Raw genomic sequence first — 17,117 nt, forward strand, 5'->3', positions numbered from 1 at the left:
TCTTTCCGAGGGGCTTGGCCCTGCCTGTTATTACTGGCAGGGCGCTGGATATGAACGAATCCATGACCTTGCGGCGCGGACTCATCGCAGCACTTGCCGCTTATGTGTGCTGGGGACTCCTGCCGCTGTTCTTTCACGCACTGCGCCCGGTGCCGCCGCTCGAACTCGTGGGTTGGCGCGTGATCTTTACCGTGCCGGTGTGCCTTGCAATCATTTCGGCACGCAAACAGTGGCCCGATGTGCGGGCAGCGATGGGCAATCGCCATGTGCTGGGCCTGCTGGCGTTGAGCGCGACGCTGATCGGATCTAACTGGCTGATCTTCGTGATCGCCATCAATACCGGGCATGTGCTGGCCACCAGCCTTGGCTACTACATCAATCCCCTGATCAACGTGGTGCTGGGCACGGTCTTTCTAGGCGAGCGGTTGACGCGGGTGCAGTGGGCAGCGGTTGCGCTGGCAGGCGCGGGTATCGCACTGCTGCTGGGTGGCGCACTGGATACGCTGGCGGTGGCACTGTCGCTCGCCTTCACGTTCGCGTTTTATGGCTTCGTGCGCAAGAAAGCGCCGGTGGGGGCCGTGCCCGGCCTGACGATAGAGACGATGCTGCTGGTGTTGCCGGGCGTCGTGATCGTGTGGTTAGCCGCCCTGTCATCCGAAGGATCGAGCCTTGGCATGGGTGGCCATATCACGCCGATGTTGCTGGCGTCCGGCGTAGTGACGGCCATTCCGCTTCTGCTTTTCGCCGTTGCCGCGCGCCGGTTGCCTCTATCGACGCTAGGCTTCGTCCAGTTCCTTTCGCCCACGCTCAGCTTCATTCTTGGGCTGACGGTGTTTGGCGAATCGCTCGACGTCACACGTCTTGCGTGCTTTGCACTGATCTGGAAGGCCATCGCGCTTTATAGCTGGGATATGCTGAAGCGGTCGCGCTCCGCCGGTTAGGCAATACGCCAGTTAAGCGTCTCACCCGCGTGAAATGGCACGATCATGGTGCCGTTGCAGTCAACAACCTCAGGCACTTCGACCGGGGCTTTCTCCAGCGTGATCGTGCCTTCGTTCACCGGCATCCGATAAAACGCCGGGCCATTGAGCGAGACGAAGGCTTCGAACTTGTCGAGCGCGCCTTCCTCATCAAACACCGTGACATAGCTTTCCAGCGCGAAAGGCGCGTTGAAAATGCCCGCACAGCCGCAAGCCGCTTCCTTCAGGTGCTTGGCATGGGGGGCGGTATCGGTGCCGAGGAACACCCGGTCGCAGCCAGACGTCGCCAGCTTGCGCAGCGCAAGCCGATGCTTCTCACGCTTGGCCACGGGCAGGCAGAAAGCGTGGGGGCGAATGCCGCCCACCAGCATGGCATTGCGATTGATGTGCAGGTGCTGCGGCGTAATCGTCGCGGCAATGTTCGGACCGGCGCTTTCCACGAATTGCGCGGCTTCTTCTGTGGTGATGTGTTCAAACACCACACGAAGTTCGGGCATGTCTGCCACGAGCGAGGCCAGTGTGCGTTCAATAAACACAGCCTCACGATCAAAGATATCGACGTGCGCTTCAGTCACTTCGCCGTGGATCAGCAGCGGCATTCCGATGCGCTGCATCACTTCCAGCACGGGGTAGATGTTGCGGATATCGGTAACGCCGTGCGCCGACCCGGTGGTGGCGTGCGCAGGATAAAGCTTTGCCGCCACGAAAACGCCTTCGGCAAAACCGCGTTCAACTTCGGCCACATCAGTCGAATCGGTCAGGTAAAGCGTCATCAGCGGCGTGAAATCACTGCCCAGCGGCAAAGCGGCCAGAATACGGTCGCGATAAGCCGCAACGCCCGCAACATCGGTCATCGGTGGCGAAAGGTTGGGCATGACAATCGCGCGCGCAAACTGCCGCGCCGTATAGGGCGCGACACCCGCCAGCACATCGCGGTCGCGCAAGTGAACATGCCAGTCGTCAGGGCGACGGATTGTCAGAGTCGTGGTCGTCATGGCCTTCCCCTTAGCCTTGGCACTGCCTATCTACCAGCCCATGACCGACACACCTTCCCGCCTGTTCGAACGCGCCCTTGTCCGCCTCAAGCCACTGGAATCCGGCGAAGACGTTGCCGCTTTCCTGCAGGGCCTCGTCACCAACGATGTGAAAGGCGCGCTGCCGGTATGGACAGCGCTGCTGACGCCGCAGGGCAAAGTGATGTTCGACTTCCTCGTCTGGCCAGACGGGTTTGATGGCCTGCTGATTGATTGCGAAGCCGCGCAGGCAAACGCGCTGGCAAAACGGCTGACGCTTTACCGGCTGCGGCGCAAGATTGCTATCGAACGCGCGGACGAACTCGGCGTGTTCTGGGAAGCACACGCTGGCGATGGCGGCGCATCAGACCCCCGCCTTTCCGCCCTCGGTCAGCGCTGGATCGCGCCCGCTTCTGCTGACGACAAGGCTGCGGACGATGCTTGGCGCGCGCACCGCCTTTCGCTTGGTGTCACCGAGGGACAGGCAGAGCTGGGCAATTCCGACGTTTTGTGGCTGGAATGCAACGCGGTGGACCTGAACGGGGTCAGTTTCACCAAGGGCTGCTATGTGGGGCAGGAAAACACCGCCCGCATGAACTGGCGGCAGAAAGTCAACCGCAGGCTGGTGGTGGTGCCGCTGACCGATTCGGACCCGCCGCGGCAGCGCGCCGCCTATCCCGATCTGGGCCTTGCAGTGGATCATCGCCGGGTCGAGGACATTGCACCAGCCCTCGCCCCGGTGTGGATGTCGCTTACGGCGCCTGAGTAGCCTGCGCAGCGATCCCTTCGATCAGCATCTGTTCGGCACGGTCCCGCGCGGCAGTGCGCGGGAGATCAAGCGCCTGGGCCAGTGGCCCACCCATCAGCGCGTCGCCCAGCGCCATCAGCGTAAGCGCCAGCGTAGTGCTGCGCTGCGCACCGGACTGATATTCATCCAGATCCACCACCAGATCATGAATCGTATCCACGATGGGATCGAGCGCATCTTCATTGCCCGATAGCAGCATCCACGAAGCAAGCGCGCCTGCGCCTTCCTTGTCGAAAGCGTCGAACGTGAGGTCCACCACATCGCGCGGGCAGCCGATGCCGGAACGGCTGGCGATCACCGCTTCGCGAATCGTCGCGCAAATAGTTTCCGCCAGATGTTTGGCCAGCGCCTTTTGCAGGCCCGCCGCCGAGCCGAAATGATGCAAAAGATTGGCGTGCGTGCGCCCGATTCGCCCGGCCACAGCCTTAAGCGTTACGGCTTGCGGTCCCGTTTCCACCAGCAGAGCGCGCGCGGCTTCGAGCGCGGCCATGCGGCTTTCTTCGGGCGGCAGACGCTTCCTTATTGACATTGATGTAAGCACGCCTAGATTGTGACCCATGACAGCCATGACCCAAACTATCGCACTAGAGCGCAGCGCCGCGAACGGCAAGGTTGCGCCGACACCCGCCGACCTGACGATCACCATCCGCGACCGTCGCTTTGGCCGCAACGAACCCGCAGGCCGCTGGTGGCTGAACAATGATCCCGTAGCAACGGCTTGGCACAATGCGCTGTCCGCCACGTTCCCGCGCGGCGAAGCATTCTTCATCGAAGCGGTAAAAGCCCACCGCGATGGCGTGCCACCCAAGCTGGAAGCCGAAATCCGCGCCTTCGTGCGCCAGGAAATCAACCACACGCGCGAACACGTTGCGTTTAACCGCGCGGCGGAACACGCGGGCTATGATATCGCGCGGATTGATAAGCGCGTTGAAGAGATGTTGGCGCTCACCAAAGACCGCCCGATCATCCTCAATCTTGCCGCAACGATGGCGCTGGAACACTACACCGCGATGATGGCGCACGAATTTCTTGCCAACCCTGCGCATTTCGCCGGGGCTGAGCAGGAAGCGGCCGACATGTGGCGCTGGCACGCAATCGAAGAGATCGAGCACAAGGGCGTCGCCTATGACACCTGGCTCCACGCCACGCGCGACTGGAGCCGGTGGAAACGCTGGAAGGTCAAATCGCTAATGATGGTGGTGGTGACGAAGAACTTCATCACGCACCGCGTCGAAGACACGCTGGACCTGCTGGCGCAAGATGGCCTGACCGGCGCGAAATGGAAGTGGAAGCTGGCGGCCTACCTTCTGTGGAAACCCGGCGTGATCCGCCGCATCCTGCCCGCATGGCTCAGCTATTTCCTGCCGGGGTTCCACCCTTGGCAGCATGACGACCGGGCGCTGATCGGCAAGGCTGACAGCGAATTTCCCGATGCCGTGATGCGGGGCTGAACGAAAAAGGGCTTCCTGCGGGAAGCCCTTTTTATTGGTTATGCTGCCCGTCGCATCGGCTCAAAACCGCCATCCTCAGGCCCGTCGCAATCGACCGGTGCTGCAAGGTTGACCGCATGAATAAGCGCTGCGGTCGGCGCGATGCGTGCCGGACTGCGCAACTGGCGCACTTCGCCGGTCGGTCGGAAACCGGCCTTGACCAACACACGCGCCGATGCGGCATTGTCGGCAAAAGGCATGGCGATCACGCGCCGGTGCCCCAGCGTGCGGGCAAGGGACAGCAAGGCCCGCGCCGCTTCGGTGGCATAGCCCTGCCCCCAGTGACGCTGCGCGATCCAGTATCCCATTTCGGCATCACCATCGGCTTCTGTCAGCCCAACGCATCCGATCAGCCGCGACCCGTGCACGCCCGGAAGCGTCACGAAGAAATGCGGGTGTCGGCCTGCCTGCGGCAGTGCGGCAAAGCGACGGGCATCGTCAGGACCATAGGGCCACGGTGCGCGCGCAAGGTTGCGGACCACGGCCTCGTCATCGATCAGGGCGTGGAGTTCGGCCCAATCCTCCGGCCAGCCCGGCCGCAGGAACAGCCGTTCGCTGCGAATGAACATCTCAAGTCTCCATTCTCGGCCCCTCTGCCAACGCGCAACTAAGCTGCTGACGTGACAGAGATATTGCGCCCTGCGCCGGATCGAACGGGGAATACGTCCGATTGCGAGGAAGCGAGTTGATATCCGAGGGAGACATGAAAAGAGGGAGACGGGCCTGGCCCTCCCCCTCTATCGGCCAGCTTCGAAAAGCTGGCGGGGCCATCCCATCAGGACGGCCCTTTGAATGACCATCCGGTTATTCTGCTGCTTCAGCCATCATGTCGACCGACACGTACTTGCGGCCAAGCTTTCCGGCGTGGAAGCGCACGCGGCCTTCGGCCAGCGCGAACAGGGTGTGGTCCTTGCCCATGCCCACGTTCGCACCCGGATATACGCGGGTTCCGCGCTGACGGATGATGATGTTGCCGCCGATCACTTCCTGACCGCCGAACTTCTTAACGCCAAGGCGGCGGCCTGCTGAGTCGCGACCGTTGCGCGAAGAGCCGCCTGCTTTCTTATGTGCCATCTCAGATTACTCCGAATTCCGTTTGCGCTCAGGCGACCGACACGATGCGCAGCAGGGTCATCTGCTGGCGGTGACCGTTGCGGCGGCGATAGTTGTGGCGACGGCGCTTCTTGAACACGATCACCTTTTCCGACTTCGCCTGAGCGATGATCTCTGCCGAAACAGTGACCTTCGCGGCGTCAGCCAGCGAATCGCCTTCACCGGCGAGGAGGACTTCACCCAGCGTGATCTTGTCGCCGGCTTCGCCTGCCAGCTTCTCGACCGCGATCTTGTCTCCGGCAGCGACCCGATACTGCTTGCCGCCCGTGCGCACGATTGCGAACATCGTTCTGTGTATCCGTTCCAAAAGCCTGCGGTTGCCCGAGGCGATTCCAAATGAGGCGCCCTACGCCTGCGAATCGCTGACAACGGGCAAAAGACCGTTTCCCCGCCATATGCAGGGCCCCGGAAAGAAGGGCGCGGATAGTCAAAGCCGGGCCTCGTGTCAATGCGATCTTGCCTGAAATCAGGCGTCTTTGCGCTGACCCCACACGCGAACACTGGCGACGGGTGCCACTCATGCTATGGCGCGGGAATGACAAAGCGCATTTCCGCCCTTGCCGCAATGGCCGCACCGGCAATTGCCCTGCTGATCGGGGGCTGCGCCGACCGCAGCCAGTTTCCTTCGCTCGCCCGCCGCCCAGCCGAGGACGCCTACCAAACTGCATCGGCAGTTCGCCCGGCCCCAACGCCGCCAGCAATCATGAGTGAGGGCCTTGCCGACCGCTTGTCCGCCCTCGTCGCGAAGGCTGCCGAAGGCCACGCCACGTTCGAATCACGCCTCCCTTCTGCGACTCGGACTATCAGCGCGGCTGGCGCTGCTACAAAAGGCAGCGAAAGCTGGTCCGTCGCATCAGTCGCGCTCGCCGGGCTTGAAGCGGCGCGTTCGCTCGTCGCATTACCGCTTGCCGATCTGGATCGGCTCGAAGCCGAAGCCAGCAACCGCGCGGTGGACGGCTCGGATGCCGATCTAAAGGCAGTGCGAGCGGCACGAGCGGAAGTGGAAGGGCTTGTGCAAGCCGAAACGCAGCGAATTGATGGACTGAAGGCGAAGCTAGGCGCCTAACCCCAGCGGGACAGATCCTCATGATCTTCAGGCCGCGGCTCGATCCAGCGCCAGCCCTGCGCGGCCTTCTCTCGCTTCCAGAACCACGATTCGCTCTTGAGATGATCCATCGCGAAATCCGCCGCTGCAAAGGCATCGCGGCGGTGACGTGCCGCCGCGCAAACCAGCACGATGGCATCGCCCGGCACCATCACGCCGCTACGATGAACAATCAGCAGCCCCTCAACAGGCCAGCGCTCCTGCGCTATGCGTGCAAGTTCCTCCATGCCGGGCAGCGTCATCGGCGCATAGTGCTGAAGTTCCAGCGCTTCTACGCCGCCACCCGCGCGCACCTGCCCCAGAAAGGTGACGATGCCCCCCGCATGGGGATGACGCGCGTTGAAGCCGGCAATTTCCGCCGCCGGATCGAACGGCGAAAGCGCAAGGCGGACCTCAGCCACCGCTGACCGGAGGCAGAAACGCCAGTTCATCGCCCTCAACCAGCACCACACCGCCCATATCGGTCAGCAATTTGCCGTTAAGCGCCATGCGCACTTTTTCGCCCAGCAGTTCCACCGCTAGCGCCGGATCAAGGCCCGCGAGAACCTGCTCCACCGGGCCAGCCTGAACGGCCATTTCACCCATGCCAGCCACGTCCTCCAGACGCCCCATGAATACCAGCCGCGCCATCGCTATCACCCTCCGGTGGTCGACATATGACGCGAAACGGCAGGCGCTCCACCGGGCTTGTCGATCGCGAAGCTGTGGCGCTGCTGCTTTTCACCCATCGCGCGGGCGAAGCATTCGGCCAGCTTGCCATCGGGATCGTCAGACCGCAACGCAGCGCGCAGATCTACACGCCCTTCGCCGCCAAGGCACATGTAAAGCTGGCCGGTTGCGGTCACCCGCACGCGGTTGCAACCATCGCAGAAGTTGCCGGTCAACGGCGTAATGAAGCCAAGCCGCCCACCAGTTTCAGCAATATCGACATAGCGCGCAGGACCACCCGAACGCGCATCGCTGGGTGTCAGCGTCCAGCGCCGTTCCAGATCGCCGCGCACCGCATCGAGCGGCAGGTAATGATCAAAGCGATCCCCCTCAACCTCGCCTAGCGGCATGACCTCGATCAGCGTCATGTCATGGCCTTCGCCATGCGCCCACGCGATCAGCGAGGGCAATTCCGCCTCGTTGATCTCTTTCAGCGCCACGGCGTTGATCTTGACCTTCAGCCCCGCTTCTTTTGCAGCCGCGATGCCTTCCAGCACTTGCGGAAGCATGTCACGACGCGAAAGTTTTGCAAAGGCGGCGCGGTCCAGCGTATCGAGCGATACGTTGATCCGCTTGACCCCCGCAGCCGCCAGATCATCCGCAAACTCGGCCAGCCGCGTGCCATTCGTGGTGAGCGTCAGTTCGTCCAGCCCATCGCCCAGCTTGCGTCCCAAGGCGCGCACGAGATCGATCATGTCGCGCCGCACCAGCGGTTCGCCGCCGGTCAGCCGAAGCTTGCGCACGCCGCGCGCGATGAAGTGCAAAGACAGCCGGTGCAGTTCTTCAAGGCTCAGCACTTCAGCCTTGGGGAGAAACTCCATCCGTTCGGGCATACAATAGGCGCAACGCAAATCGCACCGGTCGGTCACCGAAAGCCGGAGGTAGGTGATTCGCCGTGCGAACCTGTCAATCAAGGGCGATGCGCTGCTCACTTGCCCATGTATACGAAGTCACGGGGGTAAGATTCAAGGCTTGCGCCCGCATCGACAAACAAAGTCTGTCCCGTCACCGACAGGGCGCTGGCCAGATAGTGCACCGCATCGGCAATTTCATCCGCCCCCGGTAGCCGCCGCAGCGGCATCACCTCTTCCAGCCGCCGCCATTGCTCGGCATCGTAATCAGCCGTCGGCAGTATCAGACCCGGTGCCACGCCATTGACCCTCACCTTGGGAGCCATCGCCCGTGACAGAGTCCGCACAGCTGCGTGGAGCGCCTGTTTGGAGATCGTATAGCTGATCTGATCGGGCACGGGATTGATCACGCGCTGATCCAGGATGTTGACCACAGACCCCGTCCTTTCGCCCAACGCTTCAGCAAAAGCGCGCGTCAGCAAGAGCGGTGCGAAGAGGTTCACTCTGAAATGCTGCTCCAACGCGTCCGGCGTGATGGTCTGGACCGTATCGTCGTGAAACAGCGAGGCGCAGTTGACCAGAAGATCGGGTGAATGGCCTGCGGTGGCGCCCACTTGCGCCAGCAGCGTGGGCGGAAATGCGGGATCTTCCAGATCACCGGCAACCGGATGCACCGCTGCCCCCAGCCATTCCAGTTGTGCCTTGAACTCTGCATCGAATGTGTCAGCCCGGTGGGCGTGCAGCGCCAGATCCCAGCCCTCGGTCGCCAGCTTGCGCGCAATCGCACCGCCGATCCGCCGCCACCCTCCGGTAATCAGCGCCAGCGGGCGGGCCATCAGGCGAAAGCCACGCCGCGTCGTTCGCGCTTCAAGGTAATGCCAATCTCTTCACCGTTCTCGCTGATCGCCAGCTTCACGATCTTCACTTCCACCCACATCACCCGCTCATCCTGCAACAGCAGCGTTTCGATGATGTGGTCTGCCACGGCTTCGATCAGCTTGAAATGCACACCCTTGGGCAGGCCTTCGGTCGCCGCGAACTTGAGGTCCATGTAATTCTTGCTGGCCGCCAGCGGGCAATCCGGCGTGTAGCGATCCTGATGCTTCAGCCCGACACGCATGGTGATGCGCAGCGGCTGCGGCCGCCCCGTCTCTTCCGAGTAAATCCCGGTGAGCACATCGGATTCGAGATTTGCGACTTCAAGGATCAGGCTGTCGGTCATGGTCCGGCCTTTGGCACTGGCGGGCGGACGAGTCCACCGCCGCTGCAGGGTTTCAGTTTTTCCACCGCGCGAAGATCGCGGTCGGCAGGTGTCGCCCGCCTTCGCCCTTTTCGTGGATGGCCAGATCGCCGTGTTCGATCGTCCCGCCCAAATCCTTCAACGCCTCGGCCAAAAGCCCGGCAATGGCGAGCGAGGACATGCGCACGGCATAAACCGTCAGAAACAGGAAGCGGCTGTCGGCGTCGAGCAGCTTTGCGCAGTCAGCTACCAGCCCCGGCAAGCTTTCCTCAAGCCGCCAGACCTCACCATCCGGCCCACGCCCGAACTTGGGCGGATCAAGGATGATCCCGTCATAGCGTCGCCCGCGTCGCACTTCGCGCGCAGTGAACTTGGCTGCATCATCAACGATCCAGCGCACCGGGCGACCTTCCATGCCCGAAAGCGCGGCATTGCTGCGCGCCTGCGCCACCGACTTCTTCGACGCATCGACGTGCGTGACCGGCCCGTATTCCGACAAAGCCAGCGTGCCGACGCCAGTGTAGCCGAACAGGTTCAGCGTCTGCGCTTCCGCTTTTCCGGCAACCTGCTCGCCCATCCAGTCCCACACCGGGGCCATGTCCGGGAAGAAGCCGAGATGCCGAAACGGCGTGCACGATGCGGTAAACCGCACATCGTTCCAGCCCAAGTCCCAGCCCTCACGCGGCACCGGGCGATCAAACACCCAGCGCCCGCCGCCGTCTTCATCAGAGCCTGGCACAAACTCGCCATCCGCCCGCCAATCGGCAAGCCGCGGTGCCCACATCGCTTGCGGTTCTGGCCGGATGAAGCGATGCCGCCCATATTGCTCCAGCTTTCGTCCCTGCCCGGAATCGAGCAGGGCAAAGTCCGCCCAGCCCTCACCGACCATCAGCTTCGGCTGGAGATCGAATTCAGCCATGTTTCGGAGTCGCGCGTTCGGCCACATAGGTGGCCACAGCGTCATATTCGCCCGGCAAGCGGTCGCAGCGCTCCTCACGCTCGAACAGATCACCGACACGCGCAGGCAGGCCAGGACGCACGCCCGTGGCCCGCTCCACCGCATCGACGAACTTGGCCGGATGCGCCGTCGCCAGCGTCACGATGGGTACGCCCGCCGGAATGCCTTCCGCCGCACGTGCAGCGTGAAGACCGATGGCCGTGTGCGGATCAAGCACTTCGCCGCATTCCTCGAACGCCCAGCGCATCGCATTGGCCATATCGCCCGCATCAGCACGGGCCGAGGTGAACAGCGCCGCCGCCAATTCGCGCTGCGCATTGGTCAGTTGCATGGCCTTGCTCGCTTCAAAACCTTTCATCTGCGCAGCAAGCGCAGCCCCATCACGGCCACAACCATCGAACAACAGGCGCTCGAAGTTCGACGAAACCTGGATGTCCATCGAAGGCGCTGCCGTTGGAGTCACCGTACTGGCCGAGTAATCGCCGTTCGAAAGCGCGCGGTGCAGAATGTCGTTGACGTTGGTCGCCACGATCAGGCGTTCGATGGGAAGGCCCATCTTTGCCGCAACATAGCCTGCGAACACATCGCCAAAGTTCCCGGTCGGCACCGAGAACGCCACCTTGCGCTGCGGCGCGCCCAATTGCAGCGCGGCGTAGAAGTAATAGACTACCTGCGCCATCAGCCGCGCCCAGTTGATCGAATTGACCGCTGCGATCCCGAAACGCCCGGTCATCGCCGCATCATTGAACATGCGCTTCACCATCGCCTGCGCATCGTCAAAGCTGCCGTCGATGGCGATGTTGTGAACGTTGGGAGCAATGACCGTGGTCATCTGGCGGCGCTGCACGTCCGACACGCGTCCATGCGGGTGGAGCATGAAAATATCCACCTTGGCGCGGCCCGCCACGGCATCGATAGCCGCAGATCCGGTGTCGCCCGATGTCGCGCCAACGATGGTCAGGTGATCATCACCTTTCGCCAGAAACTCTTCGAACAGCAGGCCGAGCAATTGCAGCGCCACGTCCTTGAACGCCAGCGTCGGGCCGTGGAACAGTTCCAGCACCCACTGCGTCTCGTCCAGTTGCTTGAGCGGGGTAACCCCCGCATGGGCAAAGCGGCCATAGGCCTGTTCGCACAGTTCCAGCAGGCGTTCGGGCGTCAGGCAGGTGCCCACGAAAGGCTGCATAATCGTCTGCGCCAGCTTGGCATAGGGCAGCCCAGCCATCGCCGCGATCTCGTCCGCGCTGAACTGCGGCCAGCTCTCGGGCACATAAAGGCCCCCGTCCGAGGCAAGGCCTGCGAGCGTGACGCCCTGGAAATCGAGCGAGGGTGCCTGCCCCCGTGTGCTGACATACTTCATGGGTTTGCGCGGTTAGCGGCGATGGGGCGAAAGGGCAAGGATTCTGGCCTCAGCCTTTGTCCTGCCACCGTTTCCGCAAGGCCAGACCAAAGATCACCAAGGCCACGCCCGCGAAAAAGAACCACTGGACCGCGTAAGCCAGATGATTGTTCGGAACGTCAGCGGGATCGGGCCGCGCGCTCGCCGCAAAACCTGCAACTGGTGGATCAGCAATCAACCGCGCCGCGCCATCGGTATAGGGCGCGATCAGGCCCGTCACCTTGCCGCCAACCCAATCGGGGTGCTGCGGCCCTTTGGTCCAGCCCGCCTGCACCCAAGCCGTGCGTCCGCCACCAATCGCGCAATTGGCAAGGTGAACATACCCCGTCTCGCCCGCAGCGTTGCGCCCGGCAATCGAATTCCAAGGGCCGGAGATCGATTGGCATGCAACCTCGGACCGATGAAACAGCGCCAGATCGACCGCCGCCTTCTCGGCAACAGGATACGTCACCACCGTCCCATCGGCCACTGCTGCAGCATAGCGGGCCAGCATCGCCTGTTTTTCATCCAGTCGTCGCAATTGCCATACGCCGAGCCCGATCATGGTCAGTACCGCGGCCACCACAATCACCGTCGAAACAATCGGCACGCGCCGCATCAGATCAGGCCTTCCTTTTCGAGTCGCGCCATTAGCGCTGCCGCTTTGGCAAAGCGCAGCGCCACGGTCACCACCAGCGGTACGACCACGCCCCATAGCGCGATCAGCACCCAGATCGGCAGTTGCACCAGATCATCCAGTTTCAACGCCGCCAGCACCAGCAGCACCGTCACCGGCAGGATCACCAGATACATCGCCCGTCCACGCGGCTCGTACCGTTCAAGCTCAAGCCCGCAAGCTCCGCACCGCTCCGCAAGCACGCCCAGCCCGGCCCATGCGCCCCTTGCCCTGCAACGCGGGCACAAACCGAAAAGGGCAGTCGCGGTTAGCCCGGACTGCCCCTTCTTATCTTGGCTATCGCCGTGCGACATCAGTGAGTTGGATAGCCCCAGCTACCCCACACATAGATGGCAACGAACAGGAACAGCCACACCACGTCAACGAAGTGCCAGTACCATGCCGCAGCTTCGAAGCCGAAGTGCTGACGCGGGGTGAAGTGACCCTTGTAGGCGCGGATCAGGCAAACGATCAGGAAGATCGTGCCCACGATCACGTGGAAGCCGTGGAAGCCGGTCGCCATGTAGAACGACGAACCGAACGTGTTGGTGCCGAACGCGAACGGCGCTGCGCCGTATTCGTAAGCCTGGATGGCCGAGAACACTGCACCGAGCAGGATCGTGGCCCAGAGGCCCTTCTTCAGGCCGTCGCGGTCACCGTGGATCAGCGCGTGGTGTGCCCAGGTGAGCGTTGTGCCAGAGCACAACAGGATCAGCGTGTTGAGCAACGGCAGATCGAACGGGTCCATGACCGCTTCGATTGCCTTGGGCGGCCACTGACCACCAACCACTTCGGCCAATTGCGAAGGGAACAGCGAAAAGTCGAAGAAAGCCCAGAACCAGCCGACGAAGAACATCACTTCCGAAGCGATGAACAGGATCATGCCATAGCGCTGATGCAGCTGCACCACCGGGGTGTGGTCGCCCGCGTGGGCTTCTTTGATGATCTTGCCGAACCAAGAAAAGAACGTGATGATCACGCCCAGCAGGCCGAGCAGAAACACAGCAGTGCCACCGGCCATTTTGTGCATCCAGAAGACGCCGCCAACAGCCATCGTCAGTGCCGACATCGCGCCGACGAACGGCCAGATATCGGGCGGCAGAATGTGATAATCGTGGTTCTTAGCGCCGGCCATGATCGTCGAAATCCCCCAGTCAGGTCTGGTCATCTGTGCATCGCCCGGCATAAGGCCCGGCGCGCAGTTCATCTTGGCCTTTATCGCCGCGCTCGCGCCGGGTCCAGAGGCTTTTCCATCGGTTGCGAAACAGGCTTTTGCGTTGCTGCAGCAAGGCTTTCGTGCGTTTCGTTAAATGTATAGCTCAACGTGATCTCTTCGATGTCCTTCGCTGCGGGGTCATCGAGAATCGCCGGATCCACATAATAGATCACCGGCATCGGCACGTCCTGCCCGGCCTTCAAAGTCTGCTCAGTAAAGCAGAAGCACTGGATCTTGTTGAAATATTTTCCTGCCTGCTCGGGCGAAACATTGAAGATCGCGGTGCCGGTCACCGTGCGGTTAGCCAGATTGCGCGCATGATAACGGGCGATCTGGCGCTCACCGATGCGCACTTCCTGCTTCACCTGCATGGGCTTGAACTCCCACGGCATGTCCCGCGCGACATTCGCATCGAAACGGATCGTCACGACCTTGCCGGCCACCTTCACACCCGCTGCCGTCACTGCATCGGCCCGCTGTGTAGTGCCGCCGTATCCGGTAACCTGACAGAACAGGCGATAAAGCGGGACCGAAGCATACCCCAGGCCCAGCATGGCAAGTGCACCGCCTGCGGCGAGAATGCCGACCTTGCGGTTCTTGGCGCTATTCGGGACGACGCTAGCGGCCATTTCAGTGCGCTCCACCAGTTTGTGCCGCAATTTTCACGATCGAAATTGCAAAGAACAGGATTGCCAGCGATCCCAGCACGATTCCCAGAACCTTGTTCCGCCCACGCTGGCGCGTGCGATATAGATCGGTCTGCGCCTTAGACAAACGATCGGGGGCACCAGCGCCGTTCGCGGCATTGTCTTGGACGTTGTTCATCATTGCCAGCCTTGCACAGTAGCGATGCGGTCCCCTGCCAACACGCCGAAAAGCACGAAGAGGTAGAGGATTGAATAAGCAAACAGGCGCTTTTCCGGCCGCATCGTATCATCCGGTGCGGCATCGCGCAGACCAACCTTGGCTGAGAACGCCACAAATATCAGTCCCAGAACCAGCGCCGACCAGCCATAGATCGCACCCGTTCCGCCAATCCACCAAGGTGCCAGCGTCACCGGCAGCAGCAGGATCGCATAGATCAGGATTTGCCGGCGCGTCGATTTCTCGCCAGCCACCACCGGCATCATCGGAATGCCGACTTTCGCGTAATCAGTTTGCACGAAAAGGGCGAGTGCCCAGAAGTGCGGCGGCGTCCACATGAAGATGATCGCAAACAGCAACACCGGCATCAGGGTGATGTCGCCCGTTACAGCAACCCATCCGATCATCGGTGGGAATGCACCAGCCCCACCGCCGATGACGATGTTCTGCGGTGTGCGCGGCTTCAGCCAGACCGTGTAGATCCAGGCATAGTAGAAGATCGAGAAGGCAAGGATTCCAGCCGCCAGCCAGTTCACCCCAAGCCCCATGATCATCACGGACGCCGCCGATAGCGCCACGCCAAAATCGCGCGCCGATGTGCGATCCATACGACCGGCGGGCAGCGGACGCGCTGCGGTGCGCTTCATCCCGCCATCAATGTCAGCTTCCCACCACTGGTTCAGCGCAGCGGCACCGCCCGCTCCAACCGCAATGCACAGAATTGCGGTAAATGCGATCACCGGATGAATTGTGCCCGGCGCAGCCAGCAAACCGCACAATCCGCTGAAGATAACCAGCGTCATCACGCGCGGCTTGGTCAGCGCGAAGAAATCGCGCCACTCCGCAGGCAGGGCTACATCTGATCCGAGAGGCTTTGCTGAATCCATGATTGGCCGGGCCTATACGCGCAGGCGACGCTCATGGGAAGCAAAACGGGACAGGCCGTTACACGCAGCAAAAAGGCCCCCGGATTTCCCCGGAGGCCCTCTTGTTTCAGCGCGTTGGCCGATGACTTGCTCAGTGTGCGTGAGCGGCGTCGTCGATCACCGGCAGCGTTTCGAACTGGTGGAACGGCGGCGGCGAGGACAAGGTCCACTCCAGCGTCGTTGCACCTTCGCCCCAGTAGTTGGCTTCCGCCTTCTTACCAGCAAGGAATGCATAGGCGATGTTGATGAAGAAGATCACGATCGATGCAGCCATAATGAGGTAGCCGTTCGAAGCGACTTCGTTCCAGTAGGAATAGGCCAGCGCATAGTCAGGATAACGGCGCGGCATACCCTGAACGCCCAGGAAGTGCATCGGGAAGAAGATCAGGTTCACGCCGACGAAGAAGACCCAGAACTGTAGGTGGCTGAGGAACTCGGAGTGCATCCGGCCGCTCATCTTCGGGAACCAGTAGTAGAACCCGGCGAAGAGCGAAGTCACTGCGCCCAGCGACAGCACGTAGTGGAAGTGCGCGACCACGTAGTAGGTGTCGTGCAGGTTGTCGTCCACGCCGCCGTTCGCCAGCACGACGCCGGTAACGCCGCCCACGGTGAACAGGAAGATGAAGCCGATTGCCCAGACCATCGGAGACTTGAACTCAAGGCTGCCGCCCCACATCGTCGCGATCCAAGAGAAGATCTTGATGCCGGTGGGCACCGCGATCACCATCGTTGCGGCGGTGAAGTACATCTTGGTGTTTACGTCGAGACCGGTGGTGTACATGTGGTGCGCCCACACGATGAACCCGACCACGCCGATGGCGACCATCGCGTAAGCCATGCCGAGGTAACCGAACACCGGCTTCTTCGAGAAGGTCGAGATGATCTGGCTGATGATGCCGAAGCCCGGCAGAATCATGATGTACACTTCGGGGTGGCCGAAGAACCAGAACAGGTGCTGGTACAGAACCGGGTCACCGCCGCCAGCAGGATCGAAGAAGGTCGTGCCGAAGTTGCGGTCAGTCAGCAGCATGGTGATGGCAGCAGCCAGAACCGGCAGCGCCAGCAGCAGAAGGAACGCGGTAACCAGCACCGACCACACGAACAACGGCATCTTGTGCAGGGTCATACCCGGTGCGCGCATGTTGAGGATGGTCGTGATGAAGTTGATCGCACCGAGGATCGAACCCGCGCCCGAAAGGTGCAGCGAGAAGATCGCGAAGTCGACAGCGGGGCCAACCGAACCCGAAGTGGAAAGCGGTGCATAGACCGTCCAACCCGTGCCTGCGCCCTGCCCTGTGCCACCCGGCATGAAGGCCGAGAACATCAGCGAGCAGAAGCCCACGAACGTCAGCCAGAACGAGACGTTGTTCATGCGCGGGAAGGCCATATCCGGCGCGCCGATCATGATCGGAACGAACCAGTTGCCGAAGCCACCGATGATGGCGGGCATGACCATGAAGAACACCATGATCAGGCCGTGCGCGGTGATCAGCACGTTCCACAGGTGGAGCTGCTGATCGAACGTCGGATTCTGCGTGCCCAGCAGTTCGGCAAAGTAGCCGAGAACCTGAATGCCAGGCTGCGCCAATTCCCAGCGCATCATGCCGGAAACGGCACCGCCAACGACCCCCGCGAAAATCGCGAAGATCAGATACAGCGTACCGATGTCCTTGTGGTTGGTGGACATGAACCACCGGGCGAAAAAGCCCGGCTTGTGGTCATGATCGTGGTCGTGCGCATGATCATGCGCATCGAAACCTTCGTTTGCTGGAATGGTGGCCATCTCGGTCA

General features: G+C 61.9%; 23 protein-coding genes. 4 read left to right on the plus strand and 19 right to left on the minus strand.

What is annotated here, in order from left to right; all coding sequences use genetic code 11:
• Nucleotides 1–50: 50 nt before the first annotated feature.
• Nucleotides 51–941, plus strand: a complete 891-nt coding sequence (gene rarD / locus HGI47_RS09525) for an EamA family transporter RarD (protein WP_168852506.1) — start codon at nt 51–53, stop codon at nt 939–941.
• On the opposite strand, the gene pyrC is transcribed toward rarD, so the two are convergent.
• Entirely contained in the window at nt 938–1,975 is a 1,038-nt protein-coding gene (pyrC, locus tag HGI47_RS09530; protein ID WP_168852507.1) for a dihydroorotase, read from the minus strand. The genes rarD and pyrC overlap by 4 nt on opposite strands.
• Nucleotides 1,976–2,015: 40 nt before the next feature.
• On the opposite strand from pyrC, the gene HGI47_RS09535 reads away from it, so the two are divergent.
• Nucleotides 2,016–2,762, plus strand: a complete 747-nt coding sequence (locus tag HGI47_RS09535) for a folate-binding protein YgfZ (protein WP_168852508.1) — start codon at nt 2,016–2,018, stop codon at nt 2,760–2,762.
• Here HGI47_RS09535 and HGI47_RS09540 read toward each other — a convergent pair.
• Complete coding sequence (locus HGI47_RS09540; protein ID WP_168852509.1) at nt 2,746–3,330, minus strand: TetR/AcrR family transcriptional regulator; 585 nt, start codon at nt 3,328–3,330, stop codon at nt 2,746–2,748. The genes HGI47_RS09535 and HGI47_RS09540 overlap by 17 nt on opposite strands.
• A gap of 37 nt (nt 3,331–3,367) precedes the next feature.
• On the opposite strand from HGI47_RS09540, the gene HGI47_RS09545 reads away from it, so the two are divergent.
• Nucleotides 3,368–4,252, plus strand: a complete 885-nt coding sequence (locus tag HGI47_RS09545; protein WP_168852609.1) for a metal-dependent hydrolase — start codon at nt 3,368–3,370, stop codon at nt 4,250–4,252.
• Nucleotides 4,253–4,290: 38 nt separating this feature from the next.
• On the opposite strand, the gene HGI47_RS09550 is transcribed toward HGI47_RS09545, so the two are convergent.
• The 3 genes from HGI47_RS09550 to rplU form a co-directional block, all read right to left on the minus strand.
• Complete coding sequence (locus HGI47_RS09550; protein WP_168852510.1) at nt 4,291–4,860, minus strand: GNAT family N-acetyltransferase; 570 nt, start codon at nt 4,858–4,860, stop codon at nt 4,291–4,293.
• 235 nt (nt 4,861–5,095) lie between these two features.
• On the minus strand, nt 5,096–5,365 hold the full coding sequence (rpmA, locus tag HGI47_RS09555; protein WP_168852511.1) for a 50S ribosomal protein L27: 270 nt from the start codon (nt 5,363–5,365) through the stop codon (nt 5,096–5,098).
• Nucleotides 5,366–5,393: 28 nt separating this feature from the next.
• A complete protein-coding gene (gene rplU, locus HGI47_RS09560) occupies nt 5,394–5,690 on the minus strand; it encodes a 50S ribosomal protein L21 (RefSeq protein ID WP_011444588.1) in 297 nt (98 codons plus the stop codon).
• A gap of 249 nt (nt 5,691–5,939) precedes the next feature.
• On the opposite strand from rplU, the gene HGI47_RS09565 reads away from it, so the two are divergent.
• Nucleotides 5,940–6,470, plus strand: coding sequence for a hypothetical protein (locus HGI47_RS09565; RefSeq protein WP_168852512.1), 531 nt, complete (start codon nt 5,940–5,942; stop codon nt 6,468–6,470).
• Here HGI47_RS09565 and HGI47_RS09570 read toward each other — a convergent pair.
• From HGI47_RS09570 to ctaD, 14 genes are all read right to left on the minus strand, one after another.
• The gene (locus HGI47_RS09570) at nt 6,467–6,910 is read right to left on the minus strand and encodes a molybdenum cofactor biosynthesis protein MoaE (RefSeq protein ID WP_168852513.1); all 444 of its coding nucleotides are present in this window, start codon (nt 6,908–6,910) and stop codon (nt 6,467–6,469) included. The two genes, HGI47_RS09565 and HGI47_RS09570, sit on opposite strands and share 4 nt — an antisense overlap.
• Nucleotides 6,903–7,139: a MoaD/ThiS family protein gene (locus tag HGI47_RS09575; RefSeq protein WP_168852514.1), complete on the minus strand. Its 237-nt coding sequence runs from the start codon at nt 7,137–7,139 to the stop codon at nt 6,903–6,905. The genes HGI47_RS09570 and HGI47_RS09575 overlap by 8 nt, the downstream gene beginning before the upstream one ends.
• A 5-nt stretch (nt 7,140–7,144) precedes the next feature.
• A complete protein-coding gene (gene moaA, locus HGI47_RS09580) occupies nt 7,145–8,149 on the minus strand; it encodes a GTP 3',8-cyclase MoaA (protein WP_168852515.1) in 1,005 nt (334 codons plus the stop codon).
• A complete protein-coding gene (locus HGI47_RS09585; RefSeq protein WP_168852516.1) occupies nt 8,146–8,904 on the minus strand; it encodes an SDR family oxidoreductase in 759 nt (252 codons plus the stop codon). The genes moaA and HGI47_RS09585 overlap by 4 nt, the downstream gene beginning before the upstream one ends.
• Nucleotides 8,904–9,290 carry a dihydroneopterin aldolase gene (locus tag HGI47_RS09590; protein WP_168852517.1) on the minus strand — a complete coding sequence of 129 codons (387 nt, stop codon included), beginning with the start codon at nt 9,288–9,290 and terminating at the stop codon, nt 8,904–8,906. The genes HGI47_RS09585 and HGI47_RS09590 overlap by 1 nt, the downstream gene beginning before the upstream one ends.
• Nucleotides 9,291–9,342: 52 nt before the next feature.
• Entirely contained in the window at nt 9,343–10,227 is an 885-nt protein-coding gene (locus HGI47_RS09595; protein ID WP_168852518.1) for a class I SAM-dependent methyltransferase, read from the minus strand.
• Complete coding sequence (thrC, locus tag HGI47_RS09600; protein WP_168852519.1) at nt 10,220–11,626, minus strand: threonine synthase; 1,407 nt, start codon at nt 11,624–11,626, stop codon at nt 10,220–10,222. The genes HGI47_RS09595 and thrC overlap by 8 nt, the downstream gene beginning before the upstream one ends.
• 49 nt (nt 11,627–11,675) lie before the next feature.
• Complete coding sequence (locus HGI47_RS09605; protein WP_168852520.1) at nt 11,676–12,263, minus strand: SURF1 family protein; 588 nt, start codon at nt 12,261–12,263, stop codon at nt 11,676–11,678.
• Nucleotides 12,263–12,523 carry a DUF983 domain-containing protein gene (locus HGI47_RS09610; RefSeq protein ID WP_168852521.1) on the minus strand — a complete coding sequence of 87 codons (261 nt, stop codon included), beginning with the start codon at nt 12,521–12,523 and terminating at the stop codon, nt 12,263–12,265. Before HGI47_RS09610 ends, HGI47_RS09605 begins: the two co-directional genes overlap by 1 nt.
• A gap of 110 nt (nt 12,524–12,633) precedes the next feature.
• A complete protein-coding gene (locus HGI47_RS09615; protein WP_168852610.1) occupies nt 12,634–13,455 on the minus strand; it encodes a cytochrome c oxidase subunit 3 in 822 nt (273 codons plus the stop codon).
• An 80-nt stretch (nt 13,456–13,535) separates the two neighbouring features.
• Entirely contained in the window at nt 13,536–14,165 is a 630-nt protein-coding gene (locus tag HGI47_RS09620) for a cytochrome c oxidase assembly protein (RefSeq protein ID WP_168852611.1), read from the minus strand.
• A gap of 1 nt (nt 14,166) precedes the next feature.
• Entirely contained in the window at nt 14,167–14,361 is a 195-nt protein-coding gene (locus tag HGI47_RS09625; protein ID WP_168852375.1) for a hypothetical protein, read from the minus strand.
• Nucleotides 14,361–15,287, minus strand: a complete 927-nt coding sequence (locus HGI47_RS09630; protein WP_168852522.1) for a heme o synthase — start codon at nt 15,285–15,287, stop codon at nt 14,361–14,363. Before HGI47_RS09630 ends, HGI47_RS09625 begins: the two co-directional genes overlap by 1 nt.
• A 130-nt stretch (nt 15,288–15,417) precedes the next feature.
• On the minus strand, nt 15,418–17,109 hold the full coding sequence (gene ctaD, locus HGI47_RS09635; RefSeq protein ID WP_168852523.1) for a cytochrome c oxidase subunit I: 1,692 nt from the start codon (nt 17,107–17,109) through the stop codon (nt 15,418–15,420).
• Between the last annotated feature and the right edge of the window lie 8 nt (nt 17,110–17,117).

The organism is Novosphingobium sp. ERN07 (assembly GCF_012641335.1).
Lineage (GTDB): Bacteria > Pseudomonadota > Alphaproteobacteria > Sphingomonadales > Sphingomonadaceae > Novosphingobium.

What these genes read in the sequence shown, in the direction of transcription:
- rpmA (WP_168852511.1), bottom strand. Translation starts at nt 5,365, where the DNA reads ATGGCACATAAGAAAGCAGGCGGCTCTTCGCGCAACGGTCGCGACTCA.
- rarD (WP_168852506.1), top strand. Translation starts at nt 51, where the DNA reads ATGAACGAATCCATGACCTTGCGGCGCGGACTCATCGCAGCACTTGCC.
- HGI47_RS09540 (WP_168852509.1), bottom strand. Translation starts at nt 3,330, where the DNA reads ATGTCAATAAGGAAGCGTCTGCCGCCCGAAGAAAGCCGCATGGCCGCG.
- ctaD (WP_168852523.1), bottom strand. Translation starts at nt 17,109, where the DNA reads ATGGCCACCATTCCAGCAAACGAAGGTTTCGATGCGCATGATCATGCG.
- HGI47_RS09575 (WP_168852514.1), bottom strand. Translation starts at nt 7,139, where the DNA reads ATGGCGCGGCTGGTATTCATGGGGCGTCTGGAGGACGTGGCTGGCATG.
- thrC (WP_168852519.1), bottom strand. Translation starts at nt 11,626, where the DNA reads ATGAAGTATGTCAGCACACGGGGGCAGGCACCCTCGCTCGATTTCCAG.
- HGI47_RS09605 (WP_168852520.1), bottom strand. Translation starts at nt 12,263, where the DNA reads ATGCGGCGCGTGCCGATTGTTTCGACGGTGATTGTGGTGGCCGCGGTA.
- pyrC (WP_168852507.1), bottom strand. Translation starts at nt 1,975, where the DNA reads ATGACGACCACGACTCTGACAATCCGTCGCCCTGACGACTGGCATGTT.
- HGI47_RS09615 (WP_168852610.1), bottom strand. Translation starts at nt 13,455, where the DNA reads ATGGCCGGCGCTAAGAACCACGATTATCACATTCTGCCGCCCGATATC.
- HGI47_RS09565 (WP_168852512.1), top strand. Translation starts at nt 5,940, where the DNA reads ATGACAAAGCGCATTTCCGCCCTTGCCGCAATGGCCGCACCGGCAATT.
- rplU (WP_011444588.1), bottom strand. Translation starts at nt 5,690, where the DNA reads ATGTTCGCAATCGTGCGCACGGGCGGCAAGCAGTATCGGGTCGCTGCC.
- HGI47_RS09630 (WP_168852522.1), bottom strand. Translation starts at nt 15,287, where the DNA reads ATGGATTCAGCAAAGCCTCTCGGATCAGATGTAGCCCTGCCTGCGGAG.
- HGI47_RS09625 (WP_168852375.1), bottom strand. Translation starts at nt 14,361, where the DNA reads ATGAACAACGTCCAAGACAATGCCGCGAACGGCGCTGGTGCCCCCGAT.
- HGI47_RS09590 (WP_168852517.1), bottom strand. Translation starts at nt 9,290, where the DNA reads ATGACCGACAGCCTGATCCTTGAAGTCGCAAATCTCGAATCCGATGTG.
- HGI47_RS09595 (WP_168852518.1), bottom strand. Translation starts at nt 10,227, where the DNA reads ATGGCTGAATTCGATCTCCAGCCGAAGCTGATGGTCGGTGAGGGCTGG.
- HGI47_RS09545 (WP_168852609.1), top strand. Translation starts at nt 3,368, where the DNA reads ATGACCCAAACTATCGCACTAGAGCGCAGCGCCGCGAACGGCAAGGTT.
- HGI47_RS09585 (WP_168852516.1), bottom strand. Translation starts at nt 8,904, where the DNA reads ATGGCCCGCCCGCTGGCGCTGATTACCGGAGGGTGGCGGCGGATCGGC.
- HGI47_RS09535 (WP_168852508.1), top strand. Translation starts at nt 2,016, where the DNA reads ATGACCGACACACCTTCCCGCCTGTTCGAACGCGCCCTTGTCCGCCTC.
- HGI47_RS09550 (WP_168852510.1), bottom strand. Translation starts at nt 4,860, where the DNA reads ATGTTCATTCGCAGCGAACGGCTGTTCCTGCGGCCGGGCTGGCCGGAG.
- HGI47_RS09620 (WP_168852611.1), bottom strand. Translation starts at nt 14,165, where the DNA reads ATGGCCGCTAGCGTCGTCCCGAATAGCGCCAAGAACCGCAAGGTCGGC.